Annotated in this window: 18 protein-coding genes; 8 read left to right on the top strand and 10 right to left on the bottom strand. The window is 68.7% G+C overall.

Annotation, left to right across the window (positions count from 1 at the left end; translation table 11 throughout):
* Window positions 1–4: 4 nt before the first annotated feature.
* Window positions 5–1,393, bottom strand: a complete 1,389-nt coding sequence (locus KVT45_RS05595) for an MFS transporter (RefSeq protein ID WP_217545367.1) — start codon at window positions 1,391–1,393, stop codon at window positions 5–7.
* Between the two features lie 81 nt (window positions 1,394–1,474).
* Entirely contained in the window at window positions 1,475–2,521 is a 1,047-nt protein-coding gene (locus KVT45_RS05600; protein WP_217545368.1) for a hypothetical protein, read from the bottom strand.
* Between the two features lie 266 nt (window positions 2,522–2,787).
* On the opposite strand from KVT45_RS05600, the gene KVT45_RS05605 reads away from it, so the two are divergent.
* Entirely contained in the window at window positions 2,788–3,762 is a 975-nt protein-coding gene (locus KVT45_RS05605; RefSeq protein WP_217545369.1) for a LysR family transcriptional regulator, read from the top strand.
* A 717-nt stretch (window positions 3,763–4,479) separates the two neighbouring features.
* On the opposite strand, the gene KVT45_RS05610 is transcribed toward KVT45_RS05605, so the two are convergent.
* Complete coding sequence (locus KVT45_RS05610; protein WP_217545370.1) at window positions 4,480–4,935, bottom strand: hypothetical protein; 456 nt, start codon at window positions 4,933–4,935, stop codon at window positions 4,480–4,482.
* A gap of 33 nt (window positions 4,936–4,968) precedes the next feature.
* Here KVT45_RS05610 and KVT45_RS05615 point away from each other — a divergent pair, with 33 nt between their 5' ends.
* Complete coding sequence (locus tag KVT45_RS05615; RefSeq protein ID WP_217545371.1) at window positions 4,969–7,131, top strand: bifunctional polysaccharide deacetylase/glycosyltransferase family 2 protein; 2,163 nt, start codon at window positions 4,969–4,971, stop codon at window positions 7,129–7,131.
* On the top strand, window positions 7,128–8,339 hold the full coding sequence (locus KVT45_RS05620; protein WP_217545372.1) for an acyltransferase: 1,212 nt from the start codon (window positions 7,128–7,130) through the stop codon (window positions 8,337–8,339). The genes KVT45_RS05615 and KVT45_RS05620 overlap by 4 nt, the downstream gene beginning before the upstream one ends.
* A gap of 12 nt (window positions 8,340–8,351) precedes the next feature.
* Here the strand turns inward: KVT45_RS05620 and KVT45_RS05625 are convergent, their stop codons facing one another.
* The 4 genes from KVT45_RS05625 to KVT45_RS05640 are packed head-to-tail and all read right to left on the bottom strand — an operon-like array spanning window position 8,352 to window position 14,425.
* The gene (locus tag KVT45_RS05625) at window positions 8,352–8,885 is read right to left on the bottom strand and encodes a barstar family protein (RefSeq protein ID WP_308310655.1); all 534 of its coding nucleotides are present in this window, start codon (window positions 8,883–8,885) and stop codon (window positions 8,352–8,354) included.
* On the bottom strand, window positions 8,878–9,345 hold the full coding sequence (locus KVT45_RS05630; protein WP_217545374.1) for a hypothetical protein: 468 nt from the start codon (window positions 9,343–9,345) through the stop codon (window positions 8,878–8,880). The genes KVT45_RS05625 and KVT45_RS05630 overlap by 8 nt, the downstream gene beginning before the upstream one ends.
* Window positions 9,346–9,385: 40 nt before the next feature.
* A complete protein-coding gene (locus tag KVT45_RS05635; RefSeq protein WP_217545375.1) occupies window positions 9,386–9,811 on the bottom strand; it encodes a hypothetical protein in 426 nt (141 codons plus the stop codon).
* A 15-nt stretch (window positions 9,812–9,826) separates the two neighbouring features.
* Window positions 9,827–14,425, bottom strand: coding sequence for an RHS repeat-associated core domain-containing protein (locus tag KVT45_RS05640; RefSeq protein WP_217545376.1), 4,599 nt, complete (start codon window positions 14,423–14,425; stop codon window positions 9,827–9,829).
* A gap of 411 nt (window positions 14,426–14,836) precedes the next feature.
* Here KVT45_RS05640 and KVT45_RS05645 point away from each other — a divergent pair, with 411 nt between their 5' ends.
* From KVT45_RS05645 to KVT45_RS05665, 5 genes are all read left to right on the top strand, one after another.
* Window positions 14,837–15,499, top strand: a complete 663-nt coding sequence (locus tag KVT45_RS05645; protein WP_308310657.1) for a hypothetical protein — start codon at window positions 14,837–14,839, stop codon at window positions 15,497–15,499.
* Window positions 15,496–16,527, top strand: coding sequence for a hypothetical protein (locus KVT45_RS05650; protein ID WP_217545770.1), 1,032 nt, complete (start codon window positions 15,496–15,498; stop codon window positions 16,525–16,527). Before KVT45_RS05645 ends, KVT45_RS05650 begins: the two co-directional genes overlap by 4 nt.
* 129 nt (window positions 16,528–16,656) lie before the next feature.
* Window positions 16,657–17,313, top strand: a complete 657-nt coding sequence (locus KVT45_RS05655) for a hypothetical protein (protein ID WP_308310658.1) — start codon at window positions 16,657–16,659, stop codon at window positions 17,311–17,313.
* 64 nt (window positions 17,314–17,377) lie between these two features.
* Window positions 17,378–18,049 (top strand): hypothetical protein, encoded by a 672-nt coding sequence (locus KVT45_RS05660; RefSeq protein ID WP_217545377.1) that lies wholly within the window; start codon window positions 17,378–17,380, stop codon window positions 18,047–18,049.
* Window positions 18,050–18,195: 146 nt separating this feature from the next.
* Entirely contained in the window at window positions 18,196–18,684 is a 489-nt protein-coding gene (locus KVT45_RS05665; RefSeq protein ID WP_308310659.1) for a hypothetical protein, read from the top strand.
* Between the two features lie 22 nt (window positions 18,685–18,706).
* On the opposite strand, the gene KVT45_RS05670 is transcribed toward KVT45_RS05665, so the two are convergent.
* From KVT45_RS05670 to KVT45_RS05680, 3 genes are read right to left on the bottom strand one after another with little or no spacing between them, the layout of a single operon-like run.
* On the bottom strand, window positions 18,707–19,342 hold the full coding sequence (locus KVT45_RS05670; RefSeq protein WP_217545379.1) for a hypothetical protein: 636 nt from the start codon (window positions 19,340–19,342) through the stop codon (window positions 18,707–18,709).
* Between the two features lie 4 nt (window positions 19,343–19,346).
* Window positions 19,347–19,532 (bottom strand): DUF397 domain-containing protein, encoded by a 186-nt coding sequence (locus KVT45_RS05675; protein ID WP_217545380.1) that lies wholly within the window; start codon window positions 19,530–19,532, stop codon window positions 19,347–19,349.
* A gap of 10 nt (window positions 19,533–19,542) precedes the next feature.
* Window positions 19,543–20,397 carry a helix-turn-helix transcriptional regulator gene (locus KVT45_RS05680; protein ID WP_217545381.1) on the bottom strand — a complete coding sequence of 285 codons (855 nt, stop codon included), beginning with the start codon at window positions 20,395–20,397 and terminating at the stop codon, window positions 19,543–19,545.
* Window positions 20,398–20,596 lie beyond the last annotated feature (199 nt).

Consider the following 20,596-nt stretch of genomic DNA (forward strand, 5'->3'; position numbering starts at 1 on the left):
AGGTTCACGGACGGTGACCGTCACGCCGGTCGGGATGCCGTGCTCGCGCGTTCCGGTCGCCGGCGGAATGGGGAGAAGCGGTTCGACCGGCCGGGTTGCGCAGCAGCGTACCGACCGTGTTGATCAGCAGGGCCGTGCCGGCCGCGGCGACCGGGGCGGCGTAGGCGGCCGTCGGGGAGAGGCGCTCGGCCGCCCAGCCGCCGAGCGCGGAGCCGCAGGCGATACCGGTCAGCAGGGCGGTGACGACCAGGCTCATCCCCTCGTTGAGACGGTCCGCGGGGGCGCGGTCCTGGACCAGGGTCATCGCGGTCACCATGGTCGGGGCGGTCGCCATGCCGGCCGCGAGCAGGGCGGGGGCGACGGCCCCGAGGGTGTCGAAGGCGCGGGCGGCGAGCAGGGGCAGGGACATCAGCGCCGCCATCGACAACAGGCAGACGGGGAGCCTGCGTTCGGCCGGTCCGGTCGGCCTGAGCGCCCCGTACAGCAGGCCCGCCGCGCAGGAACCGGCGGCCTGGAGGGCGAGCACGGCACCGGCCGCCGAGCGGTGGCCCTGGGCGTCGGCGTAGGCGATGGTGACGACCTCCATCGAGCCGAACACCGCGCCGGTCGCGACGAAGCAGGCCAGCAGGGGGCCGATGCGCAGCGGTGTCCGTGCGGTGCCCGTCCCGGCCCGGGGCGGCGGCTCGGTGGCCCGCTGGGCGGCGAACAGCAGCGCGCCGGTGAGCAGCAGCACCGCGCCGACCAGGGTGCCGGCCTCCGGGAAGAACGTGCCGGTCAGGAAGGAGGCGAGGACCGGGCCGAGCATGAAGCACAGCTCGTCGGCGGCCTGTTCGAAGGAGTTCGCGGTGTGCAGGGCGCCCGGGTCGTCGCGCAGCAGGTGCGCCCAGCGGGCCCGGGACATGCCGCCGAGGTTCGGGGTGGTGGCGGTGGCCGCGTAGGCGGCGAACAGGGTCCAGTCGGGAGCGCCGTACCGGACGCAGAGCAGCAGGGCGAGGCTGCCGAGCACGGCGGTGACGGTCGCGGGTACGGCGACCCGGGCCTGCCCGTACCGGTCGACGAGCCGGGCGATCCAGGGCCCGGCCAGCCCGGTGGCGGCGAGGCCGGTCGCGGTGACGGCACCGGCGAGGGCGTACGAGCCGCGCGACCCGGCGATCATCACGACCGCGCTGACGCTGAACATGCCCATGGGGAGGCGGGCCAGCAGGTTCCCGGCGGTGAAGGCCCGGGTGCCGGGGTGGGCGAAGAGGCGGCGGTAGGGGCCGGGCGGGTGACGGCGGGGACCGGAGCGGGGAGTGGAGCGGCGGTGGAAGCGGGGGCCGAAGTCGACGGTGACGAGGGAGTCGGCGGTGACGGTGTGCATGCTCGGTGCAGCGGGTTCGGTCGGTTGTGGCATGGACACCACCGTCGCCCCGGGCCGATCAAGGGGTCCAACACCTGCTCGGCGCCGATTCACGCACTGGTGTTGTGAGTCGGGCTACTTCGGGCTGAAGGCGATCACCGGGGTGTAGTCGGATCCGGCGTTGAATTCGACCCGCTGGGTGCCGGTCGGTGAGCCGATCCCGCTCAGTCGCAGCGTCCAGGTCTGTGTCGAGCCGTCGACCGTCCGCTTCGGGCGGGTCGCCGTCTCGGTCCAGCTCCAGTCGGCCGACCGGCTCCGGTAGAGGCCGCCGTTCTCGATCATGTAGTCGGCGCCGAGGGCCGAGGGCGACGGATAGGGGAGCTGGTAACCGGTCGCGGTGTTGCCGTCGGTGTTGAAGAAGACGTGGTAGTAGGACTGCGAGGTGTGGAAGGTGACCTGGAAGGTGACCGTCCCGGACGACACGCAGACGGAGTAGTCGGTGAGGGCACCCGAGCCCGCGGCGGACGTGCAGGAGGAGTCGTCGTCGCTGCCGCCCGACACTGCCCGGGTCTGGCCGCCGTCCGGCGCCGCCGCAGCAGCGACGGACGGCTCGGTCGTCGGGTGGGCGGCGGAGCCGCCCTTGACGGCCTTCGTGGCCGGCGGCCCCGACGACGCGTGGGTGGCGTCCGCCGACGGTGACGGTGACGTGGACGGCGAGGCGGACCGCGACATGGACGGTGGGGGCGGGCCGAGCAGGCTCGGCGTGCTGTCGTACGAGCCACCGTCCCCCGCAGTGCCCGGCATGGCGCCGGACGCCGGGTCCGACGACCGCGTGTCGTCGTCACCGGCGCGGCCGATGAGGAAGGCGCCGCCGATCAGCGCGGCCACGACCACGGACACCCCGGTCAGGAGCACCGCCCGGGGCAGCCGGCGCCCGCTCCCCTTCTCCGTGCGCTCGCCGCCGACACGCGGTGGGCCGGCAGCGACGGCTGTGTGCTGAGGGGTGACCGCGCTCTCCGTGGCGAACGCGGCCGCCGCCGCGGACATGGGCGGCGCGGTGGGGTCGGGTCGCTGCTGGGAGGCGGAGTCGTCCTCGGGGGCGGGGCCCGGCGCGGTGCGGGAGGCGGACGCCGCGGCGATGGCCGACGGCCCCTTCGGCCGCCGGGGCAGTGGAGACTGCACTGTTGTCGCGTCCTTCCAGAAGAGCGGTGGCGAACGCGTCCGGCGGCGCCAGGGCGCCGATGCTACTGGCGCAGGACCCGGGGCCAGGCCGCGTCGAGCTGCCTCGTTGTTGCCAACTTGCTTGCGGGTTCGTCTAGTTGCTGTTTCCTGCCGCGTTGCCGGTAACAGTGCCTGATGGGGCACCGGTGATGTCCCTGCCGACGCATCGGTGACTGCCCGCCGGGGCATCGGCCGGGTGCCCGGTGCGGTACGGGTAAATTCGCCCGATGGCCGCTTCTCCCGCCCACATCGACCCCCGGCTCCTGCGTGTCTTCGTCGTCGTCGCCGAGGAACTTCACTTCACCCGCGCCGCCGCCCGGCTGTACGTCGCCCAGCAGGCACTCAGCCGTGATGTACGGCGACTGGAGCGCGAGTTGGGCGCCGAGCTGTTCCTCCGCAGCACCCGGCAGGTCAGCCTCACCGCCGACGGCACCCGGCTGCTGCCGTACGCCCGCCGGGTGCTGGCCGCCCAGGACGCCCTGCTCGCCGCCTTCGGGCAGGCCCGGCCGATGCTGGTGGACCTCAACTCCCCGGGCCTGGAGACCGCCCGCCGCGTCCTGCACCGCGCCCGCGAACTCACCCCCGACTGCGAGCTGATGGCCCGTTACGAGAGCGGGCTCACCGGAGCGGCGGCCGAACTCCTCGCGGGGCGGCTCGACGCGTCCTTCGGGCGGTTCGCGGGACTGGATCCGGCGCTGCGCTCCGGGCTCGAACAACAGCCCGTACGGTTCGAACCCATGGCCGTAATTCTCCCCTCCGACCACCGGCTCGCGACTCTGGACGCGGTGCCGTTGGCCGCGCTGGCGGGGGAGACGGTGTACGCCGGCGCCGGGAACGAACGCACCCTGGAATGGACTGACCTGGCCTTTCAGCTCTTCGAGGGGCGGGGCATCGCGGTCGCGCCGCCCCTGCCGCTGGCCGTCGGGGAGGAGGAGTTCCAGCGAGTCATGGCCAAGGATCGGTATCCCATCCTTGCGGTAGTGGGATTTCCGGCCATACCTGGAAGCGTGTTGCGGCCCCTGGTCGATCCGGTCCCGTTGTCGCCCGTGTCGCTCGTGTGGCGAAAGGGGCTGGTCCATCCGGGAGTCGACGGGCTGCGGCGGGCGGCCGTCGAGATCGGGCGGGTGGAAGGCTGGCTTCAGTGGCCGGCCGACGGATGGATTCCGGCCACTGATCAAGAGGTGATGGACGACCACAAATGACACATCGGGAACACGGGTCTTCCCTGTGCGCTAGCTTCATGGGCCCGAGCGCGGAGAGCTGGAAGGGGGCGTTCGGAGCGGGTGAGGGCCCGTTCCGATGACGTGTGCTCGGGTTCGTCAGTGCGCCCGGAACAGTCCCGTGGGGGGATGTACGCGCGTGAAAAATTGGCGAGAAGAAACCCAACCCGAATTGCCGCAGGTGGCCCTGGACGCCCGGGATGTACCGGTGACGGGGGACGACGGGACGGAGCCGGCCGCTGCGGACGCCGACGGCGGCGGAGCGGCGGGGACCGACGGAGTCGCCGGGGCCGCCGGGGCGACCGGGGGGACCGAGGTGTTGCGGGTCGGGTCGTTACGGGACCCGTGGAGCGTCGTCGAGCCCCCGATCCCGGTGTTTGCACGCAACCCGGCCCCGGACCTCGTCCATGGCCCGGCCCCGGACCTCGTCCACGACCCCGACGAGGTGACCGTCCAGAACGACGTCGGTGCCGTGCGAATACGGCCGACAGGGCCGACAGGGCCGATACCGCCGCCAGGGCGGACTTGGCCGATACGGCCGACCCGGTCCGGTGCCGCAGAGGCTTCCGGCGCTTTCGACGGCCTCGCCGGCCTCGGCCCCGGCCCCGGCCCCGCCGCCCCCGTCTTCGTCGACGCGTCGGGGCGCCGTAGCCGCCGGTTCCGCCGGATCGGGATGGCCGTCTGCCTCGCCTGCGCGGTCTACGCGGTCGTCATCGTCGTCACCCTGCTGTCCGGGAGCTCCGACGCGCCCTGGCTGCCGGTGCCCGGGCAGAACGCAGACAGGCCGGCCGGCAAGGTCGACGACTCGCCGCGCCCCGCGCACTCGCCCCGGTCCTCGGACGACGGCGCCTCGGTGGCCGGCCCCGGCGTGAGCGGCGGTACGCCCCCGTCGGCAGGCGCTTCCTCCCGGGCGCCCGGTGCCGGAACGGGGACCGCCCGGCCGAGTGCGTCGGCGTCCGCCCGGCCGACGTCGTCCGCGGGGGTGACGGGTTCCTCGCCGAAGCCGGGGTCGTCGTCCGCGTCCGCCTCGCCGTCCGCGGTGACGCCCTCCTCCGACGCGCCGGCCTCTCCGGCCTCGTCGCCGCCTCCGGTCTCGCCCAGCGAGTCGGCCGCCCCGACCGGCGGCCCGGTCGCGGAGGGCGCGGCCCCGCGCACCGGCGTCGCCGCTTCTCCCGCCCCCGTCCTCTGATGGCCTCCCGCACCCGGCGCCGCGGGACCGCCGCCGACGCTTCCCGGCGCCGCCGGCTGCCCATGCGCCTGACGCTGCCCGTGCTCGTCCTCGCCGCCCTGATGGCGATGCTGATGCTGCGCGGCTACGTCCACAGCGAGATCCTCGCCGACCACCGCATCCGCCCCGAGGCCGCCTCCGGCCGGGTCCCGGAGAAGATCCTGGACGGCGGCCCGGTCATCGACACCCGGGGCGGCCGTACGACGTCACTGCGCATCCCCGACCACCACCTGGTCCTCACCTTCGACGACGGTCCCGACCCGACCTGGACCCCGAAGGTCCTGGACGTCCTGAAGAAGCACCACGCGCACGCCGTCTTCTTCGTCACCGGCACCATGACCTCCCGCTATCCGCAGCTGGTCCGGCGCATGGTGGCCGAGGGCCACGAGGTGGGCGTGCACACCTTCAGCCACCCCGACCTGTCGTACCAGTCGAAGAAGCGCATCGACTGGGAGCTGTCCCAGACCCAGCTGGCGATCACCGGCGCGGCCGGCATCCGTACCTCCCTCTTCCGCCCGCCGTACTCCTCCTTCACCGACGCGATGGACGACCTCTCCTGGCCGGTGACCGAGTACATCGGCAGCCGTGGCTACATCACCGTCGTCAACGACACCGACAGCGAGGACTGGCGCAAGCCGGGCGTCGACCGGATCATCCGCAACGCCACCCCGGGCGCCGGCAAGGGTGCGATCGTCCTGATGCACGACTCGGGCGGCGACCGCCACCAGACCGTCCAGGCCCTGGGCAGGTTCCTGCCCCTCCTGCAGAAGCAGGGCTACACCTTCGACAACCTCACCGAGGCCCTGAACGCGCCGAGCGCCCACACCCCGGTCACCGGCCCCGACCTCTGGCAGGGCAGGGCCTGGATCCTCCTGGTCCAGGCGGCGGACGGCATCACGGACGTGCTGGTGGCCGGCCTGGCGGTGATCGGCGCGTCCGTGCTGGCCCGGTTCGCCCTGATGCTCTGGCTGTCGGTCGTGCACGCCCGCAGGGTCCGCCGCCGGCGCTTCCGCTGGGGCCGCCCGGTGACCGAACCGGTGTCGGTGCTCGTCCCGGCGTACAACGAGGCCAAGTGCATAGAGAACACGGTCCGTTCACTGACCGTGAGCGAACACCCCGTCGAGATCCTCGTCATCGACGACGGCTCGACGGACGGTACGGCACGGATCGTGGAGAACCTGGACCTGCCGGGCGTCCGGGTGGTCCGCCAGGAGAACGCGGGCAAGCCGGCCGCCCTCAACCGGGGCCTGGCGAACGCCCGTCACGACATCGTCGTGATGATGGACGGCGACACGGTCTTCGAACCGGCCACCGTACGGGAGCTGGTCCAGCCCTTCGGCGACCCGGCCGTCGGCGCGGTCGCCGGCAACGCCAAGGTAGGCAACCGGGATTCGCTGATCGGTGCCTGGCAGCACATCGAGTACGTGATGGGCTTCAACCTGGACCGCCGGATGTACGACGTGCTGCGCTGCATGCCGACCATCCCCGGCGCGGTCGGCGCCTTCCGCCGTACCGCCCTCGAACAGGTCGGCGGCATGAGCGACGACACCCTCGCCGAGGACACCGACATCACGATGGCGATCCACCGGAACGGCTGGCGGGTGGTCTACGCGGAACGGGCCCGGGCCTGGACCGAGGCCCCGGAGTCGGTCTCCCAGCTCTGGTCCCAGCGCTACCGCTGGTCGTACGGCACGATGCAGGCGATCTGGAAACACCGGGGGGCGATGCTGGACCGCGGCCCGTCCGGCCGCTTCGGCAGGGTGGGTCTGCCGCTGGTGTCGTTGTTCATGGTGGTGGCACCTCTCCTCGCCCCGCTGATCGACGCGTTCCTCCTCTACGGCATCGTCTTCGGCCCGACGCAGAAGACGATCGGCGCCTGGCTGGGGGTCCTGGCGGTCCAGGCGGCCTGCGCGGCCTACGCCTTCCACCTCGACCGGGAACGCATGACCCACCTCGTCTCGCTCCCGCTCCAGCAGATCCTCTACCGCCAGCTCATGTACGTCGTCCTGCTCCAGTCCTGGATCACCGCCCTCACCGGCGGCCGCCTGCGCTGGCAGAAGCTGCGGCGGACGGGAGTGGTGGGGGCGGCTCCGGGCACCACCGGGGAGAGGCAGGCGGCATGACGCAGGCAGAAGCGGCCCCGGTCGGAACGGGCAAGGCCGGAACCGGCGGCGGCCGGGACCGCTACCTGGACCTCCTCCGCTCCCTGGCTCTGCTCCGCGTGGTGGTCTACCACCTCTTCGGCTGGCCGTGGCTCACCGTCCTCTTCCCCTCCATGGGCGTGATGTTCGCGCTGGCGGGCTCTCTGATGGCCCGCAGCCTGAACCGCCCGGCGGGAAGTGTGATCCGGGGCCGGCTCCGCCGGCTCCTCCCGCCCCTGTGGCTGTTCAGCCCGGTCCTGCTGACGATGATGCTGACGGCGGGCTGGCACCCGCTGAAGGACCCTGACGTAGGCGGTGGCTGGTCCGGCTGTGCGAAGCTGATCGACTACTTCGTACCGATCGGCGCCCCGCCCTACCCCGAACACCTCGGCTCGGCGTCGGGCCTGCTGGACGACACCTGGGCGGAACAGGCGGCGGGCCCGCTCTGGTACCTCCGCGCGTACCTGTGGTTCGTCCTGCTGTCGCCGTTCCTCCTCCGGGCGTTCCGCAAGGCCCCGCTGCCGACGGTCCTGGCCCCGCTGGCGCTGACGGCTTTGCTGGCCACGGGGTTGGTGAGGATCCCCGGCGAAACGGGCAACGCGGTCACGGACTTCGCGGTGTACGGCGGCTGCTGGATCCTCGGCTTCGCCCACCACGAGGGCGTACTGGCGCGAGTCCCCCGCTACGCGGCGGTCTCCCTCTCCTGCCTGGTGATGGCGTTGGGCCTGTGGTGGGCGGCGGGCCACCAGGGCCCCGACGGCTGGGACCTGAACGACATCCCGTTGGCGCAGGCGTGCTGGTCGTTCGGGGCGGTCGTGCTGCTGCTCCAGTACGCCCCGTCCTGGCGGGAGTTGCCGGGCGGCCTGCGCCGCTGGGACAGATGGATCACCCTCTCCAACAACCGCGCGGTGACCATCTACCTCTGGCACAACATGCTGATCATGGCAACGGTCCCGATCATCGACCAGGCGTACAACCTGCCGTTCATGGAGTCGGACCGGGCGTCGGGGCTCCTGGACTCCACCTACGGCTTCTGGATGTTCGCGGTGGTCTGGCCGCTGATCGCGGTGGCGGTGGTGGCGTTCGGGTGGGTGGAGGACGTGGCGGCGGGGAGGAGGGCGCGGGTGTGGCCGAACGGGGCACGCGGGGGACGGACTCGCGGGGGACGCACTCGCCGGCGGGCGCCCTGAGCAGCCGCAGCCTCAGTGCCATACCTCGGGATTGAGCGCGGCTCCCACGAAGCCGTCCCCTGCGGTGACGATCAGGTCGGGCTGTCCGACGCGGGCTGCGAGCTTCTCGCGGTCGAAATCACGGAATTCGAGGACGAAGTGTTCGGCGACGGCGGGCCGGTCCAGGGGGTCGCCGTCGAGGTCCACGGCCGAGTTCGCGCGGTCGGCGCCCTGGCAGAGAACCGATACGAACAGGGGGAAGTGTGCTGTCTGCAGCAGAAGATCCGCGCCGTGCACGACGCCCGCGATCCCCACCCCTCCTCCCGTGACCTCGCCGCACAGGTCGCCCAGGCAGTCGACCACGGCATCCCAGTTGCGGCCGAAGTAGCCGGGAAAGCGGAGGGTTTCCGCGAAGGCGCGGTACACCCCCTGTTCGGTCACCAGATCCCGGGCGTCGAAGTGGTGGACCCGCCCGCCCTTCGCCGTCAGCTCCGCCAGCTGGCGCCGGACCCCGGCGGACCCCTCCGGAACAAGGACCACCCAGGGCTCGGAGGCGCCGTTACTCACCGGAGTTCCGCCGACGCAGCTGTGCCACGAAGTCCCCGAACTCGGCCAGGGACTTCTCCAGGTCCTCTCGTCCCGCATCGTTCCCGGGCAGGAGGGGGAGCCGGGGCGCGGCGAAGCGCTCGGCTCCCGTGAGCACGGCGCTCGCGAGGTCCTCGGCGGACGAGCGGTCGATGACCGTACCGTCGTGGAGGGTCTCGATCGAGCCGTCCTTGCCGCGCCGGAACGTCAGCGAGAAGGACGAGTCGACGGCGGACGTCGTGAAGGACCGGTCCCGGCCCGGCAGGAAACGGCGCAGGCCGTCCATGAGCAGGGGCAGCGAGAGGTAGACCATCATCGCCTGGTCCGGGGTGCGGTCCCGCGAGGTCGCCTCTCCCCGGTCGCCCCGGACGTCCATGTGCCCCAGGTCGAATCCCGACGGCGGGGGTGCCTCGTTCTCGTCCACGGAGAACTCGAACTCCACCGAGCGCCACCCCTTCCTGTCAGACGGCTCTTCAGCCCCGTCATTCCTGTGCAGGAAAATCCATTTCAAGGATCCAGTATTCGGATCCCTCGGTGCTGGCCGCGCAGACCCGGTGACCGCTCAAGGAACGGGCAATGAAAAGAAGCTCTCCTCCCTGGTCCGCCAACGCAGAAATATCGGTTGCCGGGGTCAGTCTGACGTGAACCCACCCGTAGCTCATGCTGCCGGCCGCGAGAAAAGCTCCATCATCGGCTACTACTCCTCCTTGATGTGCACAGGCCTTCCAGGCATCGTCGACCTGGTGAGCCGCATCGGGTCCGCGCTTCTGCATTCTCTGAACCGGCGTGGCATCGATGTGCACGACCCGGTGAAACGCCTCTTCGACGGACGGGCCGTCAACGCCTGTGTATCGAGCGACCACTTCCAGGCCGGCGTTCGTGAAGCGGGACTTAATTTCTGCGTCCATGGCAACCCCTGAAAGTCATTGCTGATAAAAGAAGTGATGGTCTCCGCCAGGCTTGTCCAACGCCCGGTACCGCTCCATGGTGCCGTACCCTTTCTGGGTATTGTCCCAGCCGAAGTTGACGAGGTTGCGACTCTGCTCTTCTGGAGTCTGTCCCTTGGGAGCGCCTGCGTGGAAGTGAGGGCCAGCCGGGTCATGAGTGTGTTCCACGATGACACGCGAGCCGTTCTCCATCTCGAACTGGCGGAAATTTCCCCAGTGTGTCGGATCCTTGGAGTAAACGTATCCCGGCATGTTCTTGTAATTCTTGTCGCCCATGACCACCCATTCTGCGTCCGGAGTGGTCCCGTGCGGCACTCCGGCAACTTCGAACGCGGATTTCTCGGCGTCCGCTCTGCTGCCGAAGGGGTTCCCCTTTTCTCCCAGCGGGTAGTCCGGCGCGAGTCCGAGCGCGTCTGTCCACGTAAGGGGGTCGTGAACGTACGCCATCGGGTTCGGAGCCGGGGTGAGCCCCAGCGGGTCCGCTGTGAGATACCTGGCCGTCTCCGGATCGTAATGGCGAAAGTAGTTGTAATGGAGGGCCGTCTCCGGGTCGTAGTACTGCCCGGGGAAGCGGAGCGGGGTATACGCAGTACTGCTCTCGGACCGCGCGCTGTTTCCCCAGACTGTGCTGCGAGAATGCCAGGCGATCCGGCCCTGTTCGTCGACGAGTTCGGTCGGTGTGCCGACCAGGTCGGTGACGATGGCGAAGAAGCGGGAGTCGATCTCCTCCCGAGACATCTCGTCCGTGGTGATGCGTTCCGCCTGAGCGATGGGGCGCCGGTTCTGGTGATCCCAGGTAAGGGTGGTGCGGTTGGGGAGACCGATAGCGTTCGTCGTCTGTTCGCACAGAACGGTGCCGTCCCAGGTGAAGTCGACGCGCTCGACGATTTCCTCTCCGCTGTCAGCCATGCGGAGTTTGGCCACGCGACGGCCCAGCGGGTCGTATTCATAGCGCCAGCGTGTGCCGTCCGGAGTGACAACAGAAGTGAGACGGTCCTCGGCATCCCATGCGTAGCGCCAGGTATCCGGCTTGCGAGACAGACGTGGTTTCTGGCGCAGGATGATGCGGCCGAGAGCGTCGTGCTCATAGCGAACGTGTCCAGCGCGGGTTATGCGCGTGCCTGCGTACTCACGATCGCCGGTGGCCCCTGGCTCTTCGTGAGCCGTCGGCCATTCCGCGGTGGTTTGGTTGCCCATCTCGTCGTAGGCGTACCGCTCCGTCCAGTCTTCGGCCCGCACCGCGGTCACGCGGCCTGCCCCGTCCAGCTCGAAGCTGCGGGTTCCGGCCAGACGGTCGTCGATGCCGATTACGCCGCCGTCGGCACGGTAGCGATACGTCCGATGTTGGATGAGGCTGCCCTGTGCATCCGTCAGCGTCTGGTTCGTCAGACGCCCTGTGGGGTCGTAGCCCTGTTCCAGGGTCAACGCACCGTCGACGGTGCGGGTCAGTTCACGGCCGGCCGCGTCGTAAACGAAGCCGATCGACCGGCCCGACGACACCATACCGGTGCGGTTTCCCGGCGCGTCGTACGACCAACTACTTCGGGCGCCGCTGGGGGTCGTGCGAGCAGTACGACGTCCGAGCGCGTCGTACTCGTACCGCACCGTGCGGCCGGAGACGGTCTCCGAAAGCACATAGCCGAAGGAATCACGCACAAGGGTGAGCGCTGACGTGGGGCCGATCGCTTGAGCCAACCGGTCAGCCTCGTCGTAGACGTACGTGGTTACCCGACCTGCCGCGTCCTTCCGGATGACCTGTCCCAGCGCGTTTCGCTCGAACCTGATCGTCTGACCGAGGGCGTTCGTGCGGGACACAAGGCGAGTCGCCGCGTCGTACGCGAATGCGAGGGTGCGGTCGTCGAAGTCCGTCTCGCAAACCAGCCGGCCTGCCGCGTCGTATTCATATGTCCACTTCAGGCCTTGGGGGCTGACTACCTCGGTGAGACGCAGTTGTGCGTCGTGGACGAACTCGTAGCGAGCCCTGTCTGGACCGGTACGGGCGGTCAGCAGATCGAAGTGGGTGTATTCGAAGTGAGAGGTCCCGCCAATGGAGTCGACATGGCTGATGCAGTTGCCCTCACCGTCGTAGGTCCATGACTCCGTGGCGCCGTCCGGTGCCATACGGCGAACGAGCCGTCCTTCGACGCTCCACTTCAGGCGGGTGACGGCACCGGTCGTGTCTGTCATGGTGACAGGCCGGCCGAAAGGGTCCCGGTCGCAATGGGTCGTGGCGGCTGATGGGTCGCTGATTTCAACAGGGAGGCCTGCGCGGTTACACACGACCGTCGTGATGTGGCCGAGGCCGTCGGTGACTGAAGTGAGTCGGCCCGAGTCGTCGTGGGAAAAGCGAGTGACCACTCCAGCAGAGTTGCTTGCGACGATGCGGTTGCCACGCTCGTCGTAGCTCCACCGATGGACACCCCCGTCAGGAGCAACGACCCGGGTGGGTAGGCAGAAGTCGTCGTACTCCACTTGTATTTCTCGGCCGTCTGGACGAGCGATTTTGGTGGGCTGACCGTACGGGTTGTTTGTGAACCGGGTGGTTTGATCGAGTTCATCCGTCTTGGCCAGAAGGTGGTGATGCGAGTCGTAGGTAGTGCGGGTGGTGTGCCCGAGAGGGTCAGTCTCGGCGATGACCTGGCTGTTGTCGTTGATGACGAAGCGGGTGACGGCGCCTTCGGCGGTGGTGAGGGTCGTGATACGGCAGTCGGGCCACGCGGGGTCGATGCCGTCGTGGTCGAGGGCGATTGTGATGTGGCCGGCTTCGCCGCCCTCGGCGATGCAGCGGTCGCGGTCGTCGTAGGTGTAGGCGTAGCGGCTGTTGTTGGTGTCGGTCCAGGAGGTGACGCGCAGTCGCTGGTCGTAGGTGAAGCGCAGGGGCAGGCCCGAGGAGTTGACCGTCTCGGTGAGGTTGCCGTCGGTGTAGCCGTAGCGCTTGATGACGACGTCGGCGGCGTCGGCCAGGGAGAGGGCGGTGACGCGGCCCTCATCGGTGGTGATGCGCAGGTGGTAGCCGCCGGAGTGGCGGATGGCGAGCGGGGTGCCGTGCTCGTCGTGGTCGAAGGTCAGGGTGTGTTGGTTGCGGTCGGTGATGCGGGTGAGGAGAGCGGTGCCGTCGGCGGCGGGGCGGGCGAAGTGGTGGGTGTGGCCGGTGAGGGGGTCCGTGATGCGGTAGCCGCCGTCGTCGAGGCGGGTCAGGGGGCGACGGGGGCCGGCCTCGGGCAGGACCGGGGCGTGGGGTGCGGTGGGGTGGGGGTAGGCGAGCAGCAGGCCGTCCTCGGTGACGTGGACGATGCCCTGCTCGTCGATTTCCAGGCGCTGGTCGAGGGTGGAGGCCCAGGTGGGGCCGAACCACCAGCCGCAGCGGTAATCGGAGGCGACGCGACGGGTGAAGGCCAGGGGGAGCAGGCCGGGCAGCTCGATGTCGGTCTGTGGGAGGTACATGGCGCCGGTGGCCATGTCGACCGGGTCGCTGCCCTTGGAACGCACCACGCTCTTGAGCCGGTTGAACGCGCCCGCCGCGCCCTCGGCCAGCATGCCACGCGCGTTCTTGCCCAGCCCGCGGACGGCGAGGCTCATGGCCTTCATGCCGCCTCGGAGGTTCTTCATCTCCTTGAGGCCCTTGGCGAGTTTGCCGAGGCTGGTGATGCCCTTGCCGCCGGGTATGCAGTCCATGGCGGCGAACGCCACGTCCCATAGGGATGCTTGCCCTTTGGAGTATTTGTAGAGCGTGTCGGCGAGCACGACGAGCGCCGCGACGAGCACGATCGCGCCGAGGATCGGCCCGCCGATGATCATCGCGATGATCCCGACGACCGCGACGACGACCTTGCAGACCGTGACGATGGTGTCCCAGTTGTCCTCGAACCAGTGACCGACGTCCTGCCACCAGTGCCGGTTCGGAATTCCCGCGTCGGAGGCTTCGTCGATCTTCCGCTTCGCCTCGCCCGCTGCGTCGTCCCGCATCTTGCGGGCGTCCTCGGCCATCTTCTTGGCGGCATCGAGGGCGTTCTGCGCGGTGGTGACGTCCGACTGGGCCTGGGTGTGCGCGGACTTGGCGCTCTGCACGTCCCGGGTGGCGGCCCGCACCTTCCCCTCGTCCGGCTTGTCACCGTCCGACTTGCTGCCGGTGGGGTCGTCCTTGTACTTGTCGGCTTCCTTCGTCGCCCGCGTGACCCACGAATCGGCCGAGGAGAGCCGGGACTTGGCGGAGGACAGGTCGGCCTGGGCCTCCTTCGCCTTGGCGAGGGCCTTGTCGGCCAGGGCCTGGGCCCGCTCCAGCTTCGGCCAGTAGTCCGCGAGGGCGTCGCCGCACATCTCGTAGGACTTCTTCAGCTTCTTCAGGTTCTTCGGAACGTCCTTGAACTGCTCCTTGAACACCTCCGCCGACTTGCCCGCCCACTGCAGGAGCGTGTCCTCGCCCGCCATGCCCTTGACCAGACGCAGCGCGTCGGAGACGTCGTCGGCGAAGTCGTGCAACTGCGTCGCGAGGGTGCGGACGCGCTGCGGGTCGCCGGGGGTCGGGTCCCTGTCCAGGTCGAGTGGATGCCAGTCCGCCGGTCGGTACCCCGCCATAACCCCGCAACCCCCGTCGCGTACGCCCCGTCAACAAACCTATGCACACGTGAAGTTACAGGTCCCTGCAGTTTGAAGTGAAGGCCGCTCCGTGAACGGTCGACGGGGCCACTGGTGCAACATGGTCGGCTTTATCCGGTATTGGGAAGGTGCCTGGGTTGAATGTGTGGATCACCGCACGTACGGGTGACCTGACCCGGCCGACAGCCTTTGCTGGGGCCAACTGAGGGTCGCGGCGATGTCACGGGACGGCACCAAAGCTGAAGTGGGGGTGGCGAGTTGCCCGACTATGATGTGTCGTGCACGCTTCGTGCGACTGGGTCGCAGCAAATCGCTCTGGTGTGTTCCGGATGGACCCCGATAGCGTATTCGCTGCTTCGCAGACCCCAACCGCCCCACCAGGAGCCCACCGTGACCCGCCGTTCCCGCCTGCTCACGACAGCCACCGCCGGTGTGGCGGCCGCACTGCTGCTTGCCGGGTGTGGTGGAGGTGACGGAGGCAGCTCAAAGTCGAACGACAAGATCGCGGGCGCGGATACGGGGGCGTCGACGTCGGCTTCGCCCAGTGCTTCGGCTTCGGCGGCCGAGTCGGGGCGGCCGAAGATCGAACTGCCATCGGATCTCTCCTACACCTTCGAGTGGCCCAAGACTGGGAACGAGGTCAAGGACGCCGTATTGGCGGACAGCGAGCAGAACATCAAGTCCGTTGACCTTGCCATCGCGAACCAGGACCCGTTGGACAAGGCTTACCGGTACTACTTCGAGGGCGAAGCCGCCGCTCAGATCCAGACGTATGTGCAGGCATACGTCAAGGCCAAGGCGCGGACGACGGGCCACTTCCGCTATTACGACCCGGTGGTGGACGTCAGCGGCTCCGATCAGGCCTCTCTCGTGTACTGCGAGGACCAGGGCAAGGCATATGACCTCTACCTGAAGACGAAGAAAGTCAACAAGACGTCCGTCACTAAAGACAGCTACGTGCTTTACAGCACTCAGTTGCACAAGAACGATAAGGGTGTCTGGGCTGTCGAGAAGCTCATGTCTGTAAGGGGGAGTTCCAAGTGCCAGCCATGAGGCCGGGCTCAAGAACGCTGATCACCTTGTTTCTGGTCAGCTCGATCCTGGCAGGAGCTCAGCCTGCTATGGCTAACACCGGAGTAGGCGGAGGTGCGAAGACTCCCCCCGTGCCGGGAGGGAAGACGTCGGGCGGTGCCGACGGGGACTCGCTCAGCGCGGGCGTGATTGTGTACGACCGTTCCAAGAACGGCTCGGGCGATTCCGTGGGGCCCGTCACCTCCACCACGTCCTGGACCCCGCCGGCGTGCTGGTACGCCCCGAAATACACGCCCGCCGCTTTGCAGGCGTACCTGGAGCCGATCTGGGCGGCCGGTTCGACCGGTGACGCGTGGGACCAGACCCAGCGCGACCGGTACGTCAACGGTCACCCCTACAAGGACTTCAACAAGGACGAGACCGGTAAGGGCTACTGGTGGGACTCGTACGTCAATAAATCCTTCCCGCCCGGCTGGGACAAGTGCGACGAGCCCTACTTCTGGGTGGCCACCGGCGACGCACCGCCGGCCAACATCAAGAACGCCGTCACGCCACAGATCCTCGCCGAACTCGCCTACAACGAGATCAGGGTGCCCTCCAAGGACGTGAGCCTGGCCCCGGCGGACAAGACGAAGGTCAACCTCCCCACGTGGGCGTGGCTGGACAAGACGACGTTCAAGCCGGTCTCGGTCACCGCGCGCATCGACGCCCTGGGCATGTGGGCCACGACCACCGCCAAACCGGTCTCCCTCAAGATCGAGCCGGGTACCTCCGACGCGGTCACCTATCCGGCCTCGGGGGTGTGCGCACTCAACAACGACGACAGCGTCGGGGAGAAGTACACCGCGGGCGACGCCCACAAGACGCCACCCTGTGGGGTGAAGTACCTCCGGTCGTCAGGCAACGGCTCGTACCAGCTCAAGGCCACGATCACCTGGCAGATCACCTGGTCCGGCAGCGACGGCACCAATGACCGCCGGCTGCCCGACGGCTCCTTCGGCCGGTCGCAGGATGTCACCGTGCAGGAGATCCAGTCCGTCAACAGGTGAGATCTGTCGTCCGGTGACGACGACCGGGACCTGGCCATGTACCCAAGGGCACCTGGCCAGGTCCGCCTTGCCGTGCGCCGCTGCCTCACTTCCCCATCCCGACCACATCGCCCCAGCAGGAGTTTCAGAGTGAGCCGCCGGCCCCGTCTGTTCGTACGCACACTCACGGGGGCCGCGATCGCGCTGCTCGTCGGCGGTTGTGGCGGCAGCGGTGGGTCCTCCGCAGGTGACGACAGCGCGGCGGCCGGTACGGGAAAGGTCAGCAGCGCATCCGCGTCGCCGAGTGTGTCGGCCAGGACGGACCGTCCCCACGTCACGTTGCCGTCGGACGTGACGGACGAATACTCAGGCTGGAGGACGGGCGATGCCGCGAAGGACGCCGTACTCGCAGACGTCGCCGCACGCATCGACTCGACGAACGACGCCATCCTGCGCGGTGACACGAGCGCACCCGGCCTGTACTTCTACTACCGGGACAAGGCGTTGAGCGGCGCCGTCGCCTGGATCCAGGCGTATCTGGACGCCGACCTCTCCTTCACGGGCACCACCCGCTACTACGCTCCCAAGGTCACCCTGGCCTCCGGAAAGACCACGGCGACGGTCCTCTACTGCTCCGACGAGAGCAAGGGCTTCAACAAGAACCGCAAGACCGGCAAGGTCGACCGGACGCCCTCGGACCAGAGCCCGTACGTGTTGTACGACACGCGCGTCGAGAAGAACGACTCAGGCGTGTGGCAGACCACCGCTCTGACCTCGCACCGCGGCGACAAGGCCTGCGTCGGCTAGTCGACGAGCCGCGTGTTCTCGGTACCTCGTGTACCAATCCCAGCCGTTCTACCAGGAGTCATTCGTGAACCCCCGTTCCCGCCTGTCCACGACAGCCGTAGCCGGTCTGACCTCCGTACTCCTCCTCACGGGATGCGGCGGGGGTGACGGCGACGGCGGAGCGCAGGCCGCGGACAAGGCCTCGTCCGCGCCGACAGCGACCGGGGCGTCTACTTCGGCCTCGCCGAGTGCGTCTGCCTCGGCCTCGTCCGACGGCCGCCCGAAGATCACGTTGCCGTCGGACGTGACGTTGACCTTCGAGGGCGGCCGGACCGGGGATGCGGTCAAGGACGCGGTGCTCGCGGACAATGCGGAGATGCTGCGGGCGACCGACGCGGCTATCGCCGGGACAGATTCCAAGGGCGAAGGAATCGCCTACTACAACACGGGTAAGGCCCTTGAGGCCGCGCTGTCCTGGGTCGCCCAGTTCAAGAAGGCCAATGTCACGATCACCGGCGTTGTCCGGTACTACGACCGCAAGGTGACGCTCGAGAGCAAGACGGCGGCCATCCTCACGTTCTGCGGCGACGAGAGCAAGGGCTTCAGCAAGGACAAGAAGTCCAACAAAATCAACAAGACGCCCGTCACCAAGGACAGTTACGTCACCTACAACACCAGGCTCGACAAGAACTCCGACGGTGTCTGGCAGACATCACAGATCATTTCCACCAGGGGGGCGGCTCAGTGCCAGCCGTAACGAGGGCTGTCGGCGTCTGCATTGTGGGTGTGCTGGTTCTTGCCGGATGCGGTGCCGGAGAGTCGAAGTCCGACGACAAGTCGGCAAAGGCGACAGCGACCACTCCGAAGTCCTCGGCTTCGTCCGGTGCCTCGGCAGCGGCAAGTGTGGCTGAAAGGCCGGAGATCAAGCTGCCGTCCGACCTGTCGTACGCCTTCGAGTGGCCGAAGACAGGCGACCTGAAGAAGGACGCGGTCCTCGGTGACACCGAGCAGTTCATCAAGGCGGTGGACATGGCGATCGCCCACCAGGACCCGCTCGACAAGGCGTACCGCTTCTACTCCGAGGGTGAAGCGGCGGCGGGGAGCCAGAAGTTCATCCAGGAGTTCGTGGACTACAAGGACCGGATCACCGGTACGAAGCGCTTCTTCGACGCCAAGGTGAAGATCAACACGGACGGAACCGCTGGTCTCGTCTACTGCGAGGATCAGACCAAGGCGTACAACAAGAGCCTGGAGACCGGAAAGACCGACGTCGACACGCCTTCCAGTGACAGCTACGTCCTTTACCGCAGTCTGCTTCGGACCGGCAAGCAAGGTGTCTGGATCACCGAGAAGCTGGCATCGCAGCGGGGGAGTGCCGAGTGCCAGCCGTGACCGGGGGCGGGGCAGGTGGTTGTTACTCGTCGAACCACGCCACCAACCGCACGTTCTCCTCGCCGTGGACCCCCGACAGGGCCTCCATCACCGTCCACACGGGTGCCCACGGGCCGTCCTCCGGAACGGCGTCGCGGCGGCGGGCACGCTCGGCTCGGTAGACCGTGGTGCCGGTGGTCCATTCCGTGCCCTCGGGGCAGACGCCGGCCAGGTCGGCCGGGGACGTCGTCAGCGTGTTGATGCCGCTCGCCCGGGCGAAGCCTCTGCTCCAATCGTGGTGGTGGAGCAGGCGGAGGGTGCCGTCCGGGGTGCGGTTGTAGCGGGCGATGTGGGTGGTGCGGGGGACCGCCGGTTCCGTCCAGTCGATCGACCCCGCCTCCGGCCAGGTCAGCCCCGTCTCGCCGAAGGCCGCGGCCGCCCAGGTGGCGTGCTCCTGGCGGACCTCGGGGGAGGCGTCCGGCGGTAGGCCTCGGTTCGCCGCCACCGGGCGCCATGTGGCGTCGAAGTCGCGTACTCCGAAGAGGCAGGCGAAGCCGTCGTAGTCCCTCGGCATCCCCAGCATCGGCAAGCCGATGGCCGGAGACCATGCCGTCTCGTCGTGGTTCAGGCCCTCCCGCCAGGTGCGGCACTCGATCCAGCCGTGGATGTCCGTTCCCATGCGGTCACTGTGACCGGGGCTGTAGCAGGCAGGAGATGAAGTGGGCCCACGCGGAGGACCCGACCGCGAGGCGGAGGCCTGCCGGGGTCTTCGAGTCGCGGATGTGGACGGCCGCAGAGGTGGTGGCCACCTCGACGCAGTTCGAGCTGTCGCCGCTGTACGTCGACTTCCGCCAGTGGAGTATGTGCACGGTCGCTCTCTCAGATGTCCTGGATGAGGCTCTGGACGAAGTCGTGCGACTCGGCGGGGCCGAGCGCGCAGGACTCCATGTGGTCCAGCACGGCACGGTACTTGCTCAACTGTGCCTCCCCGTCGAGAAATCCGCAGCCGCCGTGGTGGGTGTCGAGTTGCACCGTGTCGAGTTGGGGGACCGGGCCCTCGACGTAGTCGAAGGACTGACCCGTGCTCGGGTAGTACTCCGCATCGAAGGGGATCACCCGGACGGTCACGTTCGGCAGCTCGCCCATGTCGAGAAGGTGCTTGAGCTGGCCGCGCCTGACGTCGGAGCCGCCGAACCGGATGCGGAGAGCCGACTCGTGAATGATCGCCGTATACGGAAGCGGCTTCCCGCGGTGGAGGATCCCCTGCCGTTTCATGCGGTGCGTGAGACGGTGCTCGATCTCGTACTGCCGCATGGGCGGCACCACTGCCCGGAACAGGGCACGGGCATGGTCGGCGGTCTGCAGCAAGGCGGGAACGTGCATCGCGAGGGCCACCCGCAACCCGGTCGCGTGGTGCTCGAGTTCGGCCAGATCGACCAGCGCGGCCGGGAGGTGTTCGCGGTACTCCTCCCACCAGCCGCCCGTTCGGCGTCCGGTCATCGCGGCCAAGGCGTCGATCACAGCGCCGTCCGAGCAGTCGTATGCCGATGCCAGTGAGCGGACGCGGTCAGCGCTGAGGGAGCTGCGGCCTGTCTCGATCATGCTGACGCGCCCCTGGTTGACGCCCAGGAGCGCAGCGGCCTGGGTGACGGTGAGGCCGGATCGCTCGCGGAGTTTGCGCAGCTCAGTACCGAGACGCCGTTGACGCAGAGTGGGGTTGCTGGTGGGCGGCACGGCATGTCCTTCCCGGCCGATGTGCGGCTCTCTTGTAACCCACAGGAGGTAAACGCGGGCACATCTCCCCGATTGTAGAGATATATCTCCCGCTTGCGGCCTACTGTAATGCCTGTACCGCTCAACTCCCCGTGCCCATAAGCCGGAAGCGCACCTCACGGCAGAGCCACCGTCCGGCGCGGTCGTTGAGCCCGATCCG

It is taken from the genome of Streptomyces sp. GbtcB6, from assembly GCF_019091475.1.
Classification (GTDB): Bacteria; Actinomycetota; Actinomycetes; order Streptomycetales; family Streptomycetaceae; genus Streptomyces; species Streptomyces hyaluromycini.

What these genes read in the sequence shown, in the direction of transcription:
- KVT45_RS05595 (WP_217545367.1), bottom strand. Translation starts at nt 1,393, where the DNA reads ATGCCACAACCGACCGAACCCGCTGCACCGAGCATGCACACCGTCACC.
- KVT45_RS05605 (WP_217545369.1), top strand. Translation starts at nt 2,788, where the DNA reads ATGGCCGCTTCTCCCGCCCACATCGACCCCCGGCTCCTGCGTGTCTTC.
- KVT45_RS05640 (WP_217545376.1), bottom strand. Translation starts at nt 14,425, where the DNA reads ATGGCGGGGTACCGACCGGCGGACTGGCATCCACTCGACCTGGACAGG.
- KVT45_RS05615 (WP_217545371.1), top strand. Translation starts at nt 4,969, where the DNA reads ATGGCCTCCCGCACCCGGCGCCGCGGGACCGCCGCCGACGCTTCCCGG.
- KVT45_RS05620 (WP_217545372.1), top strand. Translation starts at nt 7,128, where the DNA reads ATGACGCAGGCAGAAGCGGCCCCGGTCGGAACGGGCAAGGCCGGAACC.
- KVT45_RS05670 (WP_217545379.1), bottom strand. Translation starts at nt 19,342, where the DNA reads ATGGGAACGGACATCCACGGCTGGATCGAGTGCCGCACCTGGCGGGAG.
- KVT45_RS05635 (WP_217545375.1), bottom strand. Translation starts at nt 9,811, where the DNA reads ATGGACGCAGAAATTAAGTCCCGCTTCACGAACGCCGGCCTGGAAGTG.
- KVT45_RS05650 (WP_217545770.1), top strand. Translation starts at nt 15,496, where the DNA reads ATGAGGCCGGGCTCAAGAACGCTGATCACCTTGTTTCTGGTCAGCTCG.